Source organism: Microcoleus sp. D3_18_C4 (genome assembly GCF_036702355.1).
In the GTDB taxonomy this organism is placed as follows: Bacteria; Cyanobacteriota; Cyanobacteriia; order Cyanobacteriales; family Microcoleaceae; genus Microcoleus.
This window is the reverse complement of record NZ_JAUBTF010000042.1, coordinates 21,362-39,534: the sequence shown is the minus strand read 5'-3', so window position 1 is coordinate 39,534 and position 18,173 is coordinate 21,362. Positions and strand designations below refer to the sequence as shown.

21 protein-coding genes are annotated in these 18,173 nt (G+C 45.8%); 12 read left to right on the top strand and 9 right to left on the bottom strand.

Annotated features, from left to right (window positions below; all coding sequences use genetic code 11):
• Positions 1-26 precede the first annotated feature (26 nt).
• The 3 genes from QUA90_RS20040 to QUA90_RS20030 all read right to left on the bottom strand — a co-directional run bounded on the left by QUA90_RS20040 (position 27) and on the right by QUA90_RS20030 (position 754).
• Entirely contained in the window at positions 27-251 is a 225-nt protein-coding gene (locus QUA90_RS20040) for a response regulator transcription factor (RefSeq protein ID WP_083888111.1), read from the bottom strand.
• Positions 252-280: 29 nt separating this feature from the next.
• Positions 281-448: a hypothetical protein gene (locus QUA90_RS20035; RefSeq protein WP_333215830.1), complete on the bottom strand. Its 168-nt coding sequence runs from the start codon at positions 446-448 to the stop codon at positions 281-283.
• Positions 449-544: 96 nt separating this feature from the next.
• A complete protein-coding gene (locus QUA90_RS20030) occupies positions 545-754 on the bottom strand; it encodes a hypothetical protein (RefSeq protein ID WP_333447327.1) in 210 nt (69 codons plus the stop codon).
• Between the two features lie 568 nt (positions 755-1,322).
• Here QUA90_RS20030 and QUA90_RS20025 point away from each other — a divergent pair.
• Positions 1,323-2,042, top strand: a complete 720-nt coding sequence (locus QUA90_RS20025; RefSeq protein WP_333447325.1) for a hypothetical protein — start codon at positions 1,323-1,325, stop codon at positions 2,040-2,042.
• 553 nt (positions 2,043-2,595) lie between these two features.
• On the opposite strand, the gene QUA90_RS20020 is transcribed toward QUA90_RS20025, so the two are convergent.
• The 3 genes from QUA90_RS20020 to recA all read right to left on the bottom strand — a co-directional run bounded on the left by QUA90_RS20020 (position 2,596) and on the right by recA (position 4,510).
• Positions 2,596-2,862 (bottom strand): Txe/YoeB family addiction module toxin, encoded by a 267-nt coding sequence (locus tag QUA90_RS20020; RefSeq protein ID WP_333447323.1) that lies wholly within the window; start codon positions 2,860-2,862, stop codon positions 2,596-2,598.
• Positions 2,855-3,109 (bottom strand): type II toxin-antitoxin system prevent-host-death family antitoxin, encoded by a 255-nt coding sequence (locus QUA90_RS20015; RefSeq protein WP_333325836.1) that lies wholly within the window; start codon positions 3,107-3,109, stop codon positions 2,855-2,857. The genes QUA90_RS20020 and QUA90_RS20015 overlap by 8 nt, the downstream gene beginning before the upstream one ends.
• Before the next feature lie 261 nt (positions 3,110-3,370).
• Complete coding sequence (recA, locus tag QUA90_RS20010; RefSeq protein ID WP_333081494.1) at positions 3,371-4,510, bottom strand: recombinase RecA; 1,140 nt, start codon at positions 4,508-4,510, stop codon at positions 3,371-3,373.
• Between the two features lie 316 nt (positions 4,511-4,826).
• Here recA and QUA90_RS20005 point away from each other — a divergent pair, with 316 nt between their 5' ends.
• Positions 4,827-6,443 carry a glycosyltransferase family 39 protein gene (locus QUA90_RS20005; protein ID WP_333447321.1) on the top strand — a complete coding sequence of 539 codons (1,617 nt, stop codon included), beginning with the start codon at positions 4,827-4,829 and terminating at the stop codon, positions 6,441-6,443.
• 426 nt (positions 6,444-6,869) lie between these two features.
• Positions 6,870-8,405 carry a peptide ligase PGM1-related protein gene (locus QUA90_RS20000; RefSeq protein ID WP_333447319.1) on the top strand — a complete coding sequence of 512 codons (1,536 nt, stop codon included), beginning with the start codon at positions 6,870-6,872 and terminating at the stop codon, positions 8,403-8,405.
• Between the two features lie 186 nt (positions 8,406-8,591).
• Here QUA90_RS20000 and lepB read toward each other — a convergent pair whose 3' ends face one another.
• Positions 8,592-9,200, bottom strand: coding sequence for a signal peptidase I (gene lepB, locus QUA90_RS19995; protein WP_333081491.1), 609 nt, complete (start codon positions 9,198-9,200; stop codon positions 8,592-8,594).
• An 89-nt stretch (positions 9,201-9,289) separates the two neighbouring features.
• Here lepB and QUA90_RS19990 point away from each other — a divergent pair, with 89 nt between their 5' ends.
• The 3 genes from QUA90_RS19990 (at position 9,290) to QUA90_RS19980 (ending at position 11,354) form a co-directional block, all read left to right on the top strand.
• Positions 9,290-10,612 (top strand): dihydroorotase, encoded by a 1,323-nt coding sequence (locus tag QUA90_RS19990; RefSeq protein ID WP_333447317.1) that lies wholly within the window; start codon positions 9,290-9,292, stop codon positions 10,610-10,612.
• A gap of 61 nt (positions 10,613-10,673) precedes the next feature.
• Positions 10,674-11,015, top strand: coding sequence for a DUF433 domain-containing protein (locus QUA90_RS19985; RefSeq protein ID WP_333325824.1), 342 nt, complete (start codon positions 10,674-10,676; stop codon positions 11,013-11,015).
• 3 nt (positions 11,016-11,018) lie between these two features.
• Entirely contained in the window at positions 11,019-11,354 is a 336-nt protein-coding gene (locus QUA90_RS19980; RefSeq protein ID WP_333447316.1) for a DUF5615 family PIN-like protein, read from the top strand.
• A gap of 16 nt (positions 11,355-11,370) precedes the next feature.
• On the opposite strand, the gene tsaE is transcribed toward QUA90_RS19980, so the two are convergent.
• Complete coding sequence (gene tsaE, locus QUA90_RS19975; protein ID WP_333447314.1) at positions 11,371-11,820, bottom strand: tRNA (adenosine(37)-N6)-threonylcarbamoyltransferase complex ATPase subunit type 1 TsaE; 450 nt, start codon at positions 11,818-11,820, stop codon at positions 11,371-11,373.
• A 120-nt stretch (positions 11,821-11,940) separates the two neighbouring features.
• Complete coding sequence (locus QUA90_RS19970) at positions 11,941-13,341, bottom strand: gluconeogenesis factor YvcK family protein (protein WP_333081488.1); 1,401 nt, start codon at positions 13,339-13,341, stop codon at positions 11,941-11,943.
• 170 nt (positions 13,342-13,511) lie between these two features.
• On the opposite strand from QUA90_RS19970, the gene QUA90_RS19965 reads away from it, so the two are divergent.
• The 6 genes from QUA90_RS19965 to QUA90_RS19940 all read left to right on the top strand — a co-directional run bounded on the left by QUA90_RS19965 (position 13,512) and on the right by QUA90_RS19940 (position 18,148).
• Positions 13,512-14,294, top strand: coding sequence for an ATP-binding cassette domain-containing protein (locus QUA90_RS19965; RefSeq protein WP_333447312.1), 783 nt, complete (start codon positions 13,512-13,514; stop codon positions 14,292-14,294).
• A 62-nt stretch (positions 14,295-14,356) separates the two neighbouring features.
• A complete protein-coding gene (locus tag QUA90_RS19960; protein WP_333447310.1) occupies positions 14,357-14,737 on the top strand; it encodes a four helix bundle protein in 381 nt (126 codons plus the stop codon).
• A gap of 90 nt (positions 14,738-14,827) precedes the next feature.
• Complete coding sequence (locus QUA90_RS19955) at positions 14,828-16,318, top strand: MlaD family protein (RefSeq protein ID WP_333447308.1); 1,491 nt, start codon at positions 14,828-14,830, stop codon at positions 16,316-16,318.
• A 179-nt stretch (positions 16,319-16,497) separates the two neighbouring features.
• Positions 16,498-17,274, top strand: a complete 777-nt coding sequence (locus tag QUA90_RS19950; protein ID WP_333447306.1) for a Uma2 family endonuclease — start codon at positions 16,498-16,500, stop codon at positions 17,272-17,274.
• A gap of 115 nt (positions 17,275-17,389) precedes the next feature.
• Complete coding sequence (locus QUA90_RS19945; RefSeq protein ID WP_333081485.1) at positions 17,390-17,542, top strand: hypothetical protein; 153 nt, start codon at positions 17,390-17,392, stop codon at positions 17,540-17,542.
• 99 nt (positions 17,543-17,641) lie between these two features.
• A complete protein-coding gene (locus QUA90_RS19940; protein WP_333447304.1) occupies positions 17,642-18,148 on the top strand; it encodes a tetratricopeptide repeat protein in 507 nt (168 codons plus the stop codon).
• The last annotated feature ends 25 nt before the right edge of the window (positions 18,149-18,173 follow it).

The following is an 18,173-nucleotide window of genomic DNA, read 5'->3' as shown; positions in this document are numbered from 1 at the left end:
AATATCTGACGCACCCTACTTATTTATTAGTCCCAGAGCAAATTTTCTTGGATCAGCAGTGCAATCATCGCAGTTCTGGAGCAAACACCGAGTTTGATAAAAATCCTCCTCACGTAAGTAGCAACCGTCCAGTGACTGATATTTAAATTTTTGGCAATACATTTGTTGGGCAGGCCTTGGGCTACTAATTGCGCGATCGCTCTTTCCCGCGGACTCAGGCTAATTTCCGGTTTGTAACTTGTGCTTTGCATACTTTTGTAATGAGGTAATGAGTGAAAATCTAATCAATTAAGGGTAGAATTCCGAGTTTTTCTCGAACTTCATATAAAGGAGTTTCCCAATCAGATGCAACGTCCCAATTAATTAACCGAGTGGCTAATTTTCCGTGTTTTAAGCCTTTGATAATTTGTCCGATCGCGCATTTGCCGCTGATCAGTCCAACTAACACTAAAATCGCACAAGAAGGAAGAAATACTTGAGCACGAGTAAACGCTTGAAGTATAAATTCATCTTCTGTTGAAGCTGAAAGACCAGTCAGAACCCCTTAAACGTCGTGGTTTCGCTGAATCCAGTCTCCCGATGCGATCGGCTCAAAGCCTTGTTCGTCTAGAAATCGCGCCACTTCGCACCCTAATGTTCCTGCTGGCAGTTGGCGCAATTTTGCCAAGTCTATTTCAAAGTGTCGATCGCTCTCAATTTGAGGATTAATGGTTTGAGCCATCTTTAATATAACTCCTAATTGACCGTCAGCCATAATTTATTATCCATTCAACAATGATTTAAGTTTCGAGCAAATTAATTTGTGTTGGTCAAGTTCATTTTTGCGCTGAATCAAGACTACTTTTTTTACCGACTCCGCTTAAAAATCGTACTTTCTGTCAAACCAATCGGCGATCAGGAGCTTTTACATTTCTTTACAAGCATTCTTAGATTGGAAATCTGCTACCTGTAAAAATCGCCCTAGTGTTTGTAATCGCAACTTGACCCACCGGGGAGTAGCCGTAAAATCCACAGTATTTAGCGGTGATTGGAACCCCCTTACTTACGTATATAAATTTATTCTGCTGCTAATTATTGGAACCTGCAATGAGTCAGAAGTTGAAGCTTGTAGGCATCGTGATGCAAGTGCATACAAGTGAAGAGAGTGGAAGAGAGCTGAAGCAAGGTGAAGTTATGCAGAGTTGATGCCGGGGATAGTCCGCACGCAGGGTCAGACGAGTGCGCTGTCGCTCAAATGAGTGACACTCATTTGAGCGACTGGTCAAGTATTTTCACCAACAGCTATAAATAAAGTAGAGATTCATATCATACAAGGTGTTGCGGTGAAAAAACTTTCCATTTTGTTATCCACAGGAGTTGTGTCATTAATTTGGTGCGCTGCTGCTAGCGCTACCACTTATGTTAATCCTAACGGTAAAACTACTTTAAACTTGTCAGAAAAAGGAAACAATCGCAGCGGTTTTTACTTGACCAAAGTAGGCAATCGGGAATTTTTGGGCAATATTCAAATTACCCGTTCCGAAGGAGCAGCAGGCTCTTACTATTACAATGGGACTTTCAAAGACAGTGCGACCGGCCCTGGCCGAAAAATTGTTTGTTCTGGAGATATTGCCATTGTCAGGCGTCAAGTTGGAAGAAGCAGCCAATTGGGAGCCGAAGTTACTTGGAAGGTGAAAGCAGGAGAAAATTGTCCTTCTCTTGGCCAGACATTTAAAGTAAATTTAGTTGAAGCTTTACCGCGTCCTAATGCAAGTGGCGACTATACTTCTAGCAATGCTAATACTTGGTCGAGTCCAACAAATGGTTTTGTAACTTGGCCTGCTTGGCGAGTCACCTCGCGAGATGGACAACTCAACTGTCGCAAGACCGCAAACGGAGCAATTCAACAAGTTTACCGCGCGGATAAAGATACAGTTGCTGCTGAACTCAGGGGAGCAAATGCTATTACGATGGCGAACGGTCAACCCTGGTTGCTCACAAGACAAGGCTGTTATGTGCGCGCTAATTCTCAATACATTCAGCCAGTTTCTATGCCTGAATAAGTGATCGTAAGTAGGGAGCATCTCAATGAAAGCAGCCAAGCCCAAAATTGGAGTTTTGAGGCCAGAGGCAGAAGGCAGAAGGCAGAAGGAAGGAGCCAGAAGAAGTATTTTTACAAATATGAGAGGCTCCCTGTTCCGCTGTCAGAGCCACGCGGCTGACCAAAAGACATGAATCCAGTTTAGAAGGAGTATTTTGAAAACAATTCTGTTGGGATAAGCTGTTGTGGATTTAAATTGTATGTCAAAAAACAATAAAACAATGAGTGGGGTGGGCGTCCCGCCCGCCTCGAATATGCAATTTAAATAAAAAGTCCGCGTTATTTTGTGGCTTCACTACTAAACAATCGATCACTGCATAACAATTGCCATGCAAAGGAGTACCCTCTCATCCCTGTTTATCCTGCAAAAGTTACATAGCGTGGCAAAAGTTACGCTCGCCCGTTAAATAGAAACTCGCTATCGTCATAAAATTAAAATTAAACTGCTCAAAAAAACGCCGACTTTCCTGTTATACAAAAACGCCGCACCATAGCTAAGCAGGCTAAGGAGGATGTCAATCAGAATAGTGGTATCGACAAGAGATAATCGTTAGATACTCGTCATCCACAGCATAAACTAATCGATTCGTATCATCAATTCGCCGCGACCAAAAACCCGCCAGAGTCTCCCTCAGTGGTTCTGGCTTTCCGATCCCCTCAAACGGCAATCGGATTGTTGCCTCAATTAGCTTGTTAATTCGTTTTAAGGTTTTCTTATCTTGCCCTTGCCAATATAAATAATCGCCCCAAGCCTCATCCGTCCAGGCTAACTTTCTAGTCATCCAACAAATTTCGCTCTACCACTTTCCCCTGCTTAAAGTGAGCGATAGAACGCTCCAAATGGGCAGCATTGGCGGGAGATTTGAGTAAATGAACTGTTTCCAGCAAACTATTAAAGAACTCTAGCGACATCACCACCGCATCCTCCGCATCTCGTCTAGTGATGATGGTATAGTCCGTATCTTCCACTACTCTGTCTAAAACAGCCTTGAGGTTATTTCTCGCTTCGCTAAAAGAAACAATATTCATGTACTTGACACTTGTACTACTTACTGTACAAGTATAGCAATCCGCAATATATTCGGCAATCCCGATCTCATATCATGTCCGGTCAATTTACTGGTTCTATGGCTGGAGCCTGGGAACCGATACCTAGAGGAAGAGCCTCGCGAGCGAAAATTAAATTCGAGGCTCTAGGTAGCTGTGGAGTCTTACTTTCGCTCCAGCCTGGTAACGAGTAAACAATCAGTAAACAACCAGTAAACGAGTAATAATTGAGGACTAAAAAACTTAGATTTCTTCGTCCAAACCATCTACATCATCTACCTCATCATTTACATCATCTACATCATCTACATCATCTACATCATCTACCTCAATAGGAGCGACAGAATTAGCAGAAACCAGAGCACCTGTCTCAAGTTTCTTTTTAACTAGCTCCTCAATTTCATTTTTGAAATCGATGTTTTTCTCCATGTGCTGGATCACTTTGTCTCGTCCTTGAGCTATGTTCTCTCCGTTGTAGCTATACCAAGAACCTTTTTTCAGAATTACTCCCATTTCGTCGGCCAAGTCAGTCAGACAGCCTAAAGTAGAAATGCCTTTGCCAAATACAATGTCAAATTCGGCAATGCGGAAAGGCGGAGCAACTTTATTTTTAGCAACTTTAACTTTCGTGCGGTTGCCGTATTCTTCGGTACCTTTTTTCAAGCTTTGAATGCGGCGAATGTCGAGCCGCACGCTGGCGTAGAATTTGAGTGCGTTACCGCCGGTTGTGGTTTCCGGGTTGCCGTAAGTTATGCCGATTTTCTGCCGCAATTGGTTGAGAAAGATGACGGTACAGCCGGATTTGCCGATATTGCCGGTGATTTTCCGCAAAGCTTGACTCATCAAGCGCGCTTGCAAACCCATGTGGGAGTCGCCCATGTCGCCTTCGATTTCGGCGCGGGGGACGAGGGCGGCTACGGAGTCAATTACTACGATATCGACGGCGACGGAACGGACGAGTTGATCGACTATTTCTAGGGCCATTTCGCCGGTATCCGGCTGGGAAACTAAGAGATTTTCAATATCCACGCCTAAAGCTGAGGCGTAGGTGGGATCGAGGGCGTGTTCGGCATCGACGAAGGCTGCTATACCGCCGGATTTTTGGACTTCGGCGATCGCGTGGAGAGCTAGAGTGGTTTTACCGGAACTTTCCGGGCCGTAAATTTCAATAACTCGACCTTTTGGCAAACCGCCGCCCAAAGCAATGTCTAGTGTCAGGGCTCCGGTGGGAATGGTTTCTACCCTCATGCGAGTGGAGTCTCCCAATCGGACGATCGCCCCTTTGCCAAAGCTGCGCTCGATTTGGGAGAGTACGGAAGTTAGAGCTTTTTGCTTTTCTGAGTTTTCAGTGGAAGTTTTTATAGACGCTTCTTTTTTTGCCATTTGCGGTACGCGGGTAGACCCCTTGCGGAGCTTGTTGATTAACTGTACAACACGTATGTTAGCAGTTATTTTTGGGGTCTGGAGGTTCTGGGAGCATTTGGTTGAAGATTCTTGATTTTGGGGTGGTTCAGCCTGCTCCCGCCTTCAGAATGCCCAAGATGTAGAAGATATTTAACTGGTTCCCAGGCTCTGTCTGGGAACCGATGTAAGCGAGGCTCTGCCTCGAAAAGCTTACATTAAAATTGGAGGCAGAGCCTCCGGATCTGTGTTACCAGGCAGAGCCTGGTAACAAGTAATCGCCACAATTAGGACAAGCATGGCATCTACAACACATCAAGACACATCTGTCAATAGCAAAAATTTCCGCTGGTTGATTAACTTATTGGCGATCGGCATTTTACTTGGTATCGGATTTCGGTTTTTTGAGATCGATCGCAAACTGTACTGGCACGACGAAGCTTACACATCAATCCGCGCCGCTGGTTTCACACGCCAAGAAATTGACGACGAACTATTCCAAAACCGGATTTTTCCCGCACCAGAATTGCAAAAATATCAGCGGATTAAACCGGGAAGTACAGAAGCAGACACCATTCGTTCTTTGGCACTAGAAGACCCGCAGCATCCGCCTTTATACTTTCTCATGGCTCGTTGGTGGATGCAGCAATTTGGCAGTTCTCTAACAGCATCTCGCAGTTTGCCAGCACTATTGAGTTTGCTGTCGCTGCCTTTGATGTACGCTTTAGCTCAGGAACTTTTCGCCTCGAATTTGGCTGCGTTATTAGCAACAGCACTTTTGGCTTTATCTCCCTTTGACATCTTGTTTGCTCAGACCGCAAGGCAGTACAGTTTGCTGACAGCCACAGTTATTGGCAGCAGTTGGCTGCTGCTGAGAGCAGTGCGGTTGCGGGATTGGAAAAATTGGGTATTTTACTCGCTGGCGATCGCCCTTGGTTTCTATACTCACCCGTTCTTCAGTTTAACACTCATTGGACACGGAGTTTTTATAATTTCTTACTGGTTGTTTGTCAAAAAAACAAAATTGCCCGGTCACGTAACTAATTCCCAATTTTTCTTAGCAGTAACAGCAGCTTTAATATTGTATATCCCCTGGATTTACGTGCTGGCGACCAACCTGGGACGAGCATCAGCTACGACAGATTGGACGCGAGTATCTCCGGGTTGGCTGTATCTTGTCAAATTGTGGACACTCAGCTTTACAGCTTTATTTTTTGACTTCGACTTCGGGTTTGATAATATTTGGACTTATCTGCTGAGATTGCCATTTTTGCTGTTAATTGCGGCAGCCCTTTACACAATCTGCCGCCGCACTAGCAGTTCAACTTGGCTGTTTATTGTAACATCAATTTTTGTACCTTTTTTGCTCCTGGCTTTACCGGATCTCATCCTAGGTGGCAAACGTTCGGCAGTCAGCCGTTATCTGATTTCGTGCTTTCCGGGAGTGCAGCTAGCAGTTGCTTACTTGCTCGCCAGTAACGTGAAAACTCAGCAGCGGTTTTGGCAAGTCATTTTAGCCCTGGTTTTTACCGCAAGTATAGCATCCTGTACTGTCAGCGCTTTTTCTGATACTTGGTGGAGCAAAGACTTGAGCTATTTTAATGCTGAAGTTGCGAAAATTATTAACAAAGAGGCGATAGCTAACCGATCGATTAAAGATACAATTGTAATTAGCGATCGCGGCAACGATTTTACGAACATGGGAGATTTGCTGTCTCTGAGTTATTTGCTCGACAAAGACGTGCGGCTGATGCTGATGAGCCAGTCGCCAGAAATCGAGATGCTGAACAAATATTCGGCTCCGCTGGTGTTCCGCCCCTCGGAAAAATTGCGATCGGCTCTCAAGCAAAATCAACGCCGCTTAGAGCCAATATTGCAGTATGCCAGACTTTTTCGAGCGCGGCGAGCTTCTTAGAGCAATTCTGAAAAGTAGCTGTAGGGACACTCCAAGAGCCCAAGGCGTGTCAACTTAACGTCAAACCTAGTTATAGACGGCTGTTTGACTATTAAGGCCAGATCCCCCCTAGCCCTCCTTAAGAAGGGGGGGAGAGGAAGCCTCTTTAAGTCCCCCTTCTTAAGGGGGATTTAGGGGGCTCTGGACTCAGGTAAAAACGAGATTTATCAAGGCTTTCAAGCTTAAGTTGACACCTATGAGCATTGCCGTCTCCGGCGCCGGGATTCGGGACATGGCAAGGCCTAAGTCCCTACTGTTCGTTTTAATAATTGGTATAAGATTTAGAATTGTAGTCAGACAAAAAACTGTGTGAGTTGTCTCAAATATTGGGGCTGACACACCCGACATCATCAGCAATAATTATTTGAATACTTAGGATAAAAAGCAATGCAAGAGTTAAATAAATCATCTTCCGAATCCGCGCACAAGTTTCGCAATCTTCAGACAGAATTACGCGAGCGTTGGCGAGCGATAGAAGAATTCGACAGCGGAGATTGTGACATTATTATCATTCCTTCTGTCAGCTTAGATCAGCAAGAAATGCGGAAAATTGAGGGTGCTTACCACTACGAAGAGCGACATTTATTTTCATTGATTCGCCTGCGAAATCCCCACACGCGCTTAATTTACATTACCTCGGAGCCCTTGCACCCGATGATTGTGGATTATTACCTGCAATTGCTGCCGGGAATTCCGTTTTCTCACGCGCGCGATCGGCTTTTGCTGTTCAGTGCTTACGATGCTTCTGCCAAATCCCTCACCCAGAAAATTTTAGAGCGCCCCCGCTTGATGGAGCGCATTCGTCAAGCAGTACGGCCGAAAAAATCTTATATGGTTTGTTATAACTCGACGCCCTTAGAACGCGAGTTATCTGTTCAATTGGGGATTCCTTTGTGGGCCAGCGATCCCGATCTGTTATACTGGGGAACAAAAAGCGGTAGCAGGCAAATTTTCCAAGAATGTGGCGTGCCTTATCCTGACGGTTCCGAGTTGGTTTGGAATGCGGAAGATTTAGCAGAAGCTGCCGCTCAATTGTGGGAACGGCAGCCACATTTGCAGCGGATCGTAATTAAGTTAAATGAAGGTTTTTCGGGGGAAGGGAATGCAATTTTAGACCTGAAGTCCCTGGCAGGTAAAGCGCCTACAGAAAGAGCAAAGGCAATTGGCGATCACTTCCATAATTTACGCTTTCAATCCAAAGGCGAAACCTGGGACAACTTTAGCAGCCGCATTCCCGAATTAGGGGCAATTGCCGAAGCATTTATTGAAGGAGAAGAAAAGTTCTCCCCCAGCGTTCAAGGCAGAATTATTCCCAGCGGGGAAGTAGAAATCCTCTCCACTCACGACCAGATTTTAGGAGGCCCAGACGGCCAAATTTTCTTGGGTTGCCGATTTCCGGCGGACGAATCTTACCGGCTGGCGTTGCAAGAATTGGGATGGAAAGTCGGGCAAAACTTAGCTAAAAAAGGCGCTTTAGAAAGATTTGGAGTAGATTTTCTCGCTGTAAAGCAATCCGACGGAAAATGGGATCTTCAAGCAATAGAAATTAACTTACGTAAAGGAGGCACAACTCATCCGTTTATGGCTTTGAAGCTGTTAACAAACGGTCGTTACGAGCGTACTACCGGATTATTTTATAGCCAGCAGGGCCGTCCGAAATATTATGTCGCTTCGGACAATTTGAAAAAAGAGCGCTATCGGGGATTATTACCGAACGATTTGATGGATATTATTGCTGACAATCAACTGCACTTTGACAGCGGTACAGAGACGGGCAGTGTGTTTCATTTAATGGGTTGTTTGTCGGAGTTTGGCAAATTGGGAGTGACGAGTATCGGCAATTCGCCGCAACAAGCTGAGGAGATGTATAACAAAGTTGTGAAAGTTCTCGATCGGGAAACGCCAGGCGATGTTAAATTTTAGATTTTAGATTTGAGAATTGATCCAGCCAGTCAGCTTAGATCCCCGGCTTCTTGAAGAAGTCGGGGATCTAATATCCTTAGCGTTTTGTATAGCAAACGATACGACGATTAGGATGTTCTTAATCACCCAAATCATTGCTATTATTGAATGGGCTTTTTTGCTTCTTCCTTCTTCCTTCCGTTAGAGCTAATTTTTAGCGGGATAAAGGGGCGTGGGGTCGATCGAACCTGTGCGGTTGAGTGGCCAAAAACGCACAATTGCCCTACCGATGATATTTTGCTTGGGTACAAAGCCCCAATAATGACTGTCACAGCTTGCGTTGCGGTTGTCGCCGAGTACCAAGTAAGAATTTGGAGCTACAACTACAGGCCCGTAGGGATACTGCGGAATTTCTTCAATATATTTTTCCTGTAGCGGCTGCTTGTTAATAAAAACTTTTCCTTCTCTGACTTCCACACTGTCCCCCGGCAGTCCGATCACTCGCTTGATATAGGCATCTTTGATCGGTGGCGGCTGTCCCGTGCACAAACTAGCCGGATCGGGAGGCATAAATACAATAATATCTCCTCGCTGGGGCTCTTGGAATCGATAGCTGACCTTATCTATAATTAATCGATCGTTAATTTGTAAGGTTGGGAGCATCGAGCCGGTGGGAATGTAGCGTGCTTCGGCAACCAGGGTGCGGATACCAAAGGCTAAAAATGCTGCTAAGCCGATCGTCTTAATTCCTTCGATCCAAGGATTTTCGGTGTCTTGCGGAGGTTTTTCGTCGGCTGACTTGTCTAGACGAGTCATAGTGTATTGTAGTGACTGAGCTGGATACGAATTATAAACTTAATAATGCTTCCATGCTAGCACGCTGTTTACTCAATTAATGATATCTTATGACTCCCAAATCAAGTTTGTTAATCCGTCGCGCTCGCATTCTTTTGCCCAACGGTGAGTTTTTGGTAGGAGATGTGCAAATCTGCGATCGCAAAATTGTCAAGGTTGCTGCGGAAATTGTCGAATCTGGCGATCGAGAAATAGATGCGAAAGGCTTAACTCTGTTACCCGGAGTAATTGATCCCCAGGTACACTTCCGGGAACCGGGTTTAGAACACAAGGAAGACTTGTTTACGGCTAGCTGTGCTTGCGCTAAAGGCGGCGTGACATCGTTTCTGGAAATGCCGAATACGCGACCTCTGACCACAACCCAAGCTGCCTTAGATGATAAACTAAGTCGCGCTGCCGAGAAGTGTTTGGTGAATTACGGCTTTTTTATTGGTGCAACGCCAGAGAATTTGCCGGATTTGTTGAATGCGAATCCGACTCCGGGAATTAAGGTGTTTATGGGTTCGATGCACGGGCAGTTGTTGGTGGATGGAGAAGCAACTTTAGACCAGATTTTTGCCAAGGGCGATCGGCTAATTGCGGTACACGCAGAAGACCAAGCTAGAATCAACCAGAGGCGTCAGGAATTTGCCGGGATTTCCGATATTGCAGTTCACTCGCAAATTCAAGACAATCAAGCAGCTTTATTGGCAACTCAACTAGCAGTAAAACTTTCTAATAAATATCAGCGGCGACTGCACATTCTGCACCTTTCAACGGGGGATGAAGCTGAGTTTTTGCGCCAGGAAAAACCGAGTTGGGTGACAGCAGAAGTTACGCCGCAGCATTTGTTGTTAAATACCAGCGCTTATGAAACTATTGGCAGTTTAGCTCAGATGAATCCGCCTTTGCGCGAGCCCCGCGATAACGAAATACTTTGGCAAGCTTTACTCGACGGGGTAATTGATTTTATCGCCACCGACCACGCGCCGCATACATTAGCAGAAAAAGCTCAAGAATATCCAAATACGCCGTCGGGAATGCCCGGAGTCGAAACTTCTTTGCCTTTGATGCTGACGCAAGCAGTAGAGGGAAGATGTACAGTTGCTCAAGTTGCTAATTGGATGTCGGCGGCTGTTGCTAAGGCTTATAAGATTCCGAACAAAGGGGCGATTGCTCCGGGTTTTGACGCCGATTTAGTCTTAGTTGATTTGGAGAACTACCGCCCGGTGGTCGGAGCAGAGATGGCGAGCAAGTGCGGCTGGAGTTCCTTTGAAGGTTGGAGTTTGACTGGATGGCCAGTTGTGACTGTTGTGGGAGGAAAAGTTGTTTTTGAGAATGGTAAATTGGATACAAATGTGAGGGGAGAAGCCTTGACATTTGACGCTGAGTAAGCATGGATTTAACTCAAGTGTTATAATTGGGTATTCCTGCATCGCAAAGGCGATTTTACCCATGCTTCTCCAAGAACTAGAAACACAACTCCTGGCCTTAACTCCGACTGAGAAAGCTGAAGCCATCGGGCTTTTAACCCAAAGTTTAAACAATAGCTGGCCAGGAATTACCAAGACTCCCGACGTGTGTGGCGGCGATGCTTGCATTGCCAAAACTCGACTTCCCGTTTGGCTGTTCGTGAGTTTACGTCGTCAAGGTTCAAGCGATGCTGAACTTCTACAATTTTATCCCCAGTTGAATGCTGCAAACTTAGTAAATGTCTGGACTTATGCTGAGGCTAACTCAGAAGAAATTGAAACAGCACTCCGAGAAGAAGCAGCAGCAATGATGCAGGAAGTATAATTTATGGCACGTTTCTATGCAGATGAACAGTTCCCGTTTCCTGTTGTGGCATTGCTGCGAAATTTTGGTCACGATGCCCTGACTATTCAAGAGGCAGGAAACGCGGGAGATGATAACCCCGAAGTATTAGCCTTTGCTGTGAATAACGATCGGGGGGTTATGACGCAAAATCGTCGGCATTTCATTCGCTTGCATACTCAACAACCAAATCATGCTGCTATTATCGTGTGTACAGACGATAAAAATCTAGAAAGGTTGGCAACAGGCATCAATGATGCTATTGCTGGTGAGGAAACTTTGAGGGGGAAATTGATTGGAGTCAACCGTCCGACGCAGTAAGTTCGATCGCCTTTTCTCAAACTTCCAATTGCCAATCCAATAAGTCGCCATTACCAATTACTTCAGCTTGCCGCCAGTTATCTAGATAACTCAAATAAATTTGCAAATAATTTTCTGGCTTGTACTGCAATCTTTCCGCCCATTCGATCGCCACAATTCCCAAATCCATTTCTAACCCGTCCCAATAACTTTCTAAGTGCAAAGCCTCCACTTCTTCGGGTTCTAATCGATATAAATCTAGATGATACAGCGGAAGTCGCCCTTCAAAATACTCGTTAATCAGCGTAAAAGTAGGACTCTCAACCGAGTCTGATATTCCTAAACCTTCAGCAATGCCTTGAACCAAGGTAGTTTTGCCCGCACCTAAATCTCCTTGTAATAAGATTAGAGTGCCGGCGGGGAGCGCTCGACCTAACGCAACACCAAACTTGCGCGTAGCCTCAGAATCGGGAAGCAAAGTTTTCATTTCAATAGTTAGTCATTAGTCATTTATTATTTCTTATGTGTTATTTGTTATTTGTTACTCGCTGGCGGCTGCCAATAACCAATAACCAATAATATTAGTCAACAGTCAACAGTCAGCAGCTTAAATGTTGTGCGCGCGGCCGTACCAACGCAGCAACATCCCCGCCAACCTTTGAGAATTGTGGCGAATTAAACCCGTATTTTTATCTTCATCCATCACATTTGCGATGACAATTCGCCGCCCCAATTGCGTTACGGCTTCTCGATCGAGCACAACCGGATAAGAATTCTCCTGAGAATAGCGGATCAAAGCCTTTGCAGAAGGGACTTTGCCTTGAACTACTACAGCATCGAACAGGGGCCGGCCGCAAGCGCGATCGATCGCCCGAATGTGGTCTGCAACACTGTATCCGTCGGTTTCCCCCGGCTGAGTCATAATATTGCACACATAAATGCGCGGAACTTCGCTGTTGGCGATCGCATCAGCAATTTCCGGCACCAACAAATTCGGAATGACACTCGTATAAAGACTCCCCGGCCCAATAATGATAAAATCCGCTTCCCGAAGTGCTTGGGCCACCTTCGGTAACGCCGGAGGATTAGCAGGAGTGCAGCCTATTCTGAGGATTTTTCCGTTAGCTTTTGTAATGCTGGACTCCCCCTCAATCCTGCGGCCGTCAGCCAGTTCTGCCCACAAAGAAACGTCGCTCAGAGTGGCCGGCAGCACTTCTCCCCTAACTGCTAAAACTTTAGAACTCGCGGCGATCGCCTGTTCCAAATCTCCAGCAATATCGCTCATCGCCGTCAAAAACAAATTCCCAAAACTGTGACCCATCAAACCGTCACCGGCCTGAAAGCGATATTGAAATAACTCAGTCAATAACTTTTCCTCATCTGCCAAAGCCGCCAAACAATTGCGAATGTCTCCGGGTGGCAATACCCCAATTTCCCGCCGCAGCCGGCCGGAAGACCCCCCATCATCCGCCACCGTGACAATAGCAGTGATTTTGGCACTGTAATCCTTCAATCCCCTGAGCAAATTAGAAAGACCGGTACCGCCCCCAATTGCCACAATTTTCGGGCCGCGGTGCAAGCGGCGGTGGTTGAGAAGTCGATCGACCAATTCCTCATTCCCTTCGGGCATCAGCACTTGAGTAATAGAGTTCAAACTGCGAGTTTGCCCCCACAGAATTAACAAAATCCCGCCAGCAATGATGATCGGCCCCGACACGTAATTGGGAATAACTTCCGCAATCCACGCCAAAAAATTTCTCAACAATTGCAATAAGAAGAAAATGGGAGTCATCCCAGTCCAAATTGCTAAACCCAAAGTGGCAAGTACCACGCCGCTGGCACTGATCAGCAGCCACCGTTTCACTAACAGCCCGGGGGCTAACCACTTAAACCACTGGTGAACTCGCCCGTTCCGCAAAGAAGGGGGGTAAGGATTTCTGGATTGGGCAAAAACCTGCTTGGCTTTAGCCAAGACGCGGAGGGCTTTAGGAAGTGAACTAATTGACATGGTTAATTAGTCTTAATGGTATTGGAACAGATCGATCTGACAAATTTACAATACAAGAGAGTTTTGATTTGCCAGTCAATTTTAGTTATTAGTCATTAATCATTAGTCAGGAGTCATTAGTCATTAGGTAGACTGAGGACTGAGGACTGATAACTTATTGATAACATTTTATGGCTGAGCCACTAATCGAACTCAAGGGGGTAAGTAAGTCCTTCGGCCAGAACCCGATCCTCGATCAAGTCGATCTGAGGATTTATCGGGGAGAGGCCCTGGCAATTATTGGCCCTTCGGGGACGGGGAAATCTACGATTCTGCGGATAATTGCGGGTTTGTTGGCCCCGGATGCCGGTGAGGTTTTTGTTCAGGGACAGCGCAGGGTCGGATGGGTGGACGACGTGGCAGATCCGATCGGAATTGGGATGGTGTTTCAGCAAGCGGCTTTGTTTGATTCGCTGACGGTGGAGGAGAATGTCGGTTTTTTACTTTACCAGCATTCTAAGCTGCCGCGCCGCCGCATTCGGGAATTGGTGGAGGAAAAGTTGGAGATGGTGGGTTTGCCGCGAATTGGCGAACGCTATCCAGCGCAGTTGTCTGGGGGAATGAGGAAGCGGGTAAGTTTTGCCCGCGCGATCATGGCGAATCCTGATAATGACAGGGATAATCCAGAGGTTTTGCTGTACGACGAACCGACGGCGGGTTTAGATCCGATCGCTTCGACGGTAATTGAAGATTTAATCAGGGACTTGCAGGCGGCCCAAGGTGTTTGCAGCACTTATGCGATCGTCACTCACCAAGACAGTACCATCCGCCGCACTGCCGATCGCATCGTGTTTCTCTATCGAGGCAAAGTGCAATGGGAGGGAACTGTCAATGACATTGCAGCGACAGATAATTTGCTGATCAGACAATTTTTTAGTGGCAGTGTTACTGGGCCAATTCAAGCGCTTGGATAGTCAATTGTCATTATTCCTTAGTCATTAGTCATTAGTTATTAGTCATTAAGGTCGAGGGTAATATGGCAACAAAAAGTTTTCAGGAATTGCGAGTTTATAAATTATCAGAACGACTAGCAGATGAAATTTGGCAAACTGTTAAGACTTGGGAGCCATTTGCCAAAGATACGAGCGGCAAACAAATTGTCCGTTCAGCCGATAGCGTCGGTGCTAACATAGCAGAAGGAGTGGGACGAGGCAGTTATCAAGACAACAGACGCTTTGTCAAGATAGCTAGAGGTTCTTTATATGAAACTCAACACTGGTTGAGACGAGCTTACACTCGAAACCTTTTAACCGTTCAACAAGTAAATACATTCACAGCAATCATTAATGACTTAGCCCCTCAATTAAACTCATACCTACAATCTATCGGGTCATCCCCTAAAAATGATGCTCAATGACCAATAACTAATAACCCATAACTAATGACTAATGACCAATGACCAATGACTAATGACCAATGACTAATGACCAATGACTAAGGAGGTAATATGCGATCGCGAACTGTAAGAGAAGGTTCTGTCGGGTTCTTAATTTTAGTAGGAATCGGTTTATTTGGTGGCTTAGTGCTCTGGCTGCGGGGCGTGCAGGTAGGGAACCGCAGCTACAAATTCGCCGTAGAATTTGGCAGCGCCCAAGGAATGCAAATCGGCACGCCCATCAGGTATCGCGGGGTGGCAGTCGGTAAAATTACCGCCCTCAAACCCGGTTCCAACGGCGTAGACGTGACGCTGGAGATTTCCCCCGGTACTTTAGTGATTCCCAGGGATGTTACGATCGAAGCGAATAAATCGGGTTTAATTGGCGAATCGTCGATCGACATTACCCCCAACTCGATTTTGCCAGAATCATTACTTACCGCCAATCCCGTTAGTGCCGACTGTCCCTCGGAGATTATCTGCCAAAATTCGCGCTTAAAAGGTCAAGCTGGTGTCACTATCGACGAACTAATTAAATCCACAGTCCGCCTAGCTAATTTCTACACTGACCCCGCCCTGTTTAACAATATTAAATCTCTGGCCGAGAATACAGCCAACACAGCTAAAGGTGCAGCTAAACTTACTCAAGATTTATCGACTTTAACTAAAACTGCCCAAGCGGAAATAAAAACTTTAAATCAATCAGTAAGGGGAGATATTGGGAGCTTAAATCAATCTGTTAAAACCGAAATAGCAAGTTTAAATCAATCATTAAAGGGAGAAGCAAGCACCTTAAATCAATCATTAAAGGGAGAAGCAAACACCTTAAATCAATCGCTCAAGACAGAAATATCAGCAGTCGCCGCTGATGTGTCTAAAGTAGCAGCTACGGCGGACACTTCCACAAAAGCCGTATCTGCCGCTGCGATAAATTCTGCTAATTCAGTAACTCAAGCAGCCAATCAAGTTACATTAACAGCTAACCAACTCAATTCTTTAGTAACAACCAACCGCGCCAGTTTAGTCTCAACTCTGAATAACATCAATCAAAGCAGTCAGGAACTGCGCGTAGCTGTTAGCAGTTTGAGTCCGACAATTAATCGCATCAACCAAGGACAATTGCTGAACAATTTAGAAGTTTTATCAGCGAATGCTGCCCAAGCTTCTGGTAATTTGCGAGATTTATCCAGCCAGGTAAACAATCCCGCCACTTTGCTATTATTGCAGCAAACTCTAGATTCTGCACGAGCTACATTTCAGAACGTGCAAAAAATTACTTCCGACGTGGATGATTTGACGGGAGATCCGGCTTTCCGCAACAATATTCGCAGGTTGTTCCACGGATTGGGAGGCTTGTTGGGTTCGACAGAACAACTGCGACAGCAAGTTAAAGTGACTCAAACATTAGCCCCCCTTTCTGAGAAAGTAAATGCCAGTACACCTCCCATAAATCAATCAGTAGATCCTGGATTTCCCAGCTTGCACAAACAGCAAAAATTGCCTGTTATACCTTCTCAAACTGCCAGATCAGCAGAACCAGTGGCTCCCAAAAATACCCCTTAAAACAGGGTATCATTGAATAACCTCCCTTGCAAGATTCGCGACTTCCTCTAGTTAGTAAGGTGGGCAATACGCACCCCGATTATACCTAGTTAATAAGGTATGGCTTTCGCACCCTGCATTAAAGTTATTGTCCAAATCCTATTAATAAAAAACTCTTTCTATCGAACCAAGGAAAACCAATGACGCAAACTTTATCGAAACCGGACGCAACCAAAACCCAGTATAATATAACTTGGGAAAAATTGCCAGATGACTTTAAATTACCAGATGATCCTGTGGAAAACATTGACCAACCACTTTTAGCCGCCGCCCTACGAGAAGCCTTGGATCTGGCAGGATTTATCCTAGCTTCAATGCTAATAGCTTCCAATTTTGGACTGTGTGCCAAAGTTAACGACAAAACAGTAGTAAAAGCCCCGGATTGGGTGTACGTTCCCTCGGTATTGCCAGCAGAACCAGGAGAAGTTCGCCGCAGTTATACGCGCAATGCTGAGGGAGAAGTACCTGCTGTAGTGATGGAGTTTTTATCGGATACTGACGGCAGTGAATATTCAAATAAACCGACATATCCTTACGGAAAATGGCGGTTTTATGAGCGAATTTTGCAAGTGCCGATTTATGTAATTTTTGAACCGAAATCGGGAGTAGTGGAAGTGTACAGACTCTCGACTTCGGGAGAATACGAACTGCAAGAACCGGATGCTAATCAGCGATTCTGGATAGAATCGATGGGTTTATTTCTGGGGGTTTGGGAAGGTGAAAAATCTCAGAGAACGGGTTATTGGTTGCGCTGGTGGGATGAGAATGGCAATTTGCTGTTGTGGGGTGCGGAACGGGTGGAACAGGAGCGCCAGCGTGCCGAAGAGGAACGCCAGAGGGCCGAAGAGGAACGCCAGAGGGCCGATCGACTAATGGCATACTTGAGAAGCCAAGGCATCGATCCTGATGGCATTTGAAGGTGTGAAAGGTCGATCGGCCTTTCGGCCCTTAATCCAATCCCATTTTGATTGCACAATCCAGTCAGCAAGGGCGTTTTAGATTAAAAATAACCATAATTAAGGAGCGATCGGCATGACTGCAACAAAATTAGAAGAAAAATTATATCGGCTTTCTGAGGAATTAGCCTCAGCACTAGAAGCGGAACGCCAGCGTGCTCCTGAACTCACATCTTTGCTACCGCGTTACCGATCTCGGTTTGGCGAAATGTCAGAGAGTAACGGCTAAAAAGTAAGGGTGCGATCGCGCTTCATCGATCTCGATCGTCCGCGTGTTATTGTCACCTAAATGTCCTTGACAAATATGAGATTTTGTGCAGGGCTAGAATTGGTTCCAAATTTTAAATCGCAAAGGGCGATCGTTTTGCGATCGAACTTGGGCAATCTAGAGATAGGTGCTTTGCGAGTACCGGGAAAACAGCGAGGCCAAGAGTTAGCAATGGAAAGTACACAGAAAAAATCTAGCCCTCGTCCAGTTAATAAGGGCGATCGAATTAAGCAGATTTTTGCGTTTGTATCAATGGTTGGCTTTAGTGGTTCGGCAATTTTTGGTATGGTGAGTCTGTTCAGCAGCGGTTTGAGCAGCCAGCACCAGCAAAAATCTGCTCCAGTAGCAGTTTCTCAGGAATCTTTGCTGGCGGCGCAGGAACGGGGATATGAGACGGTTTTACAGCGGGAACCGCAGAATCAGACGGCTCTGGAGGGGTTGGCAAATGTGCGGTTGCAGATGAATAATCAGGTGGGGGCGATCGAGCCTTTGGAGAAGTTGGTGAAGCTAAATCCCAACAGAGCTGATTATAAGGCGCTGTTGGGGCAGGCGAAGGGGAAAAAGTAAGAGGCAGGAGAATAGGGGGAGAGGA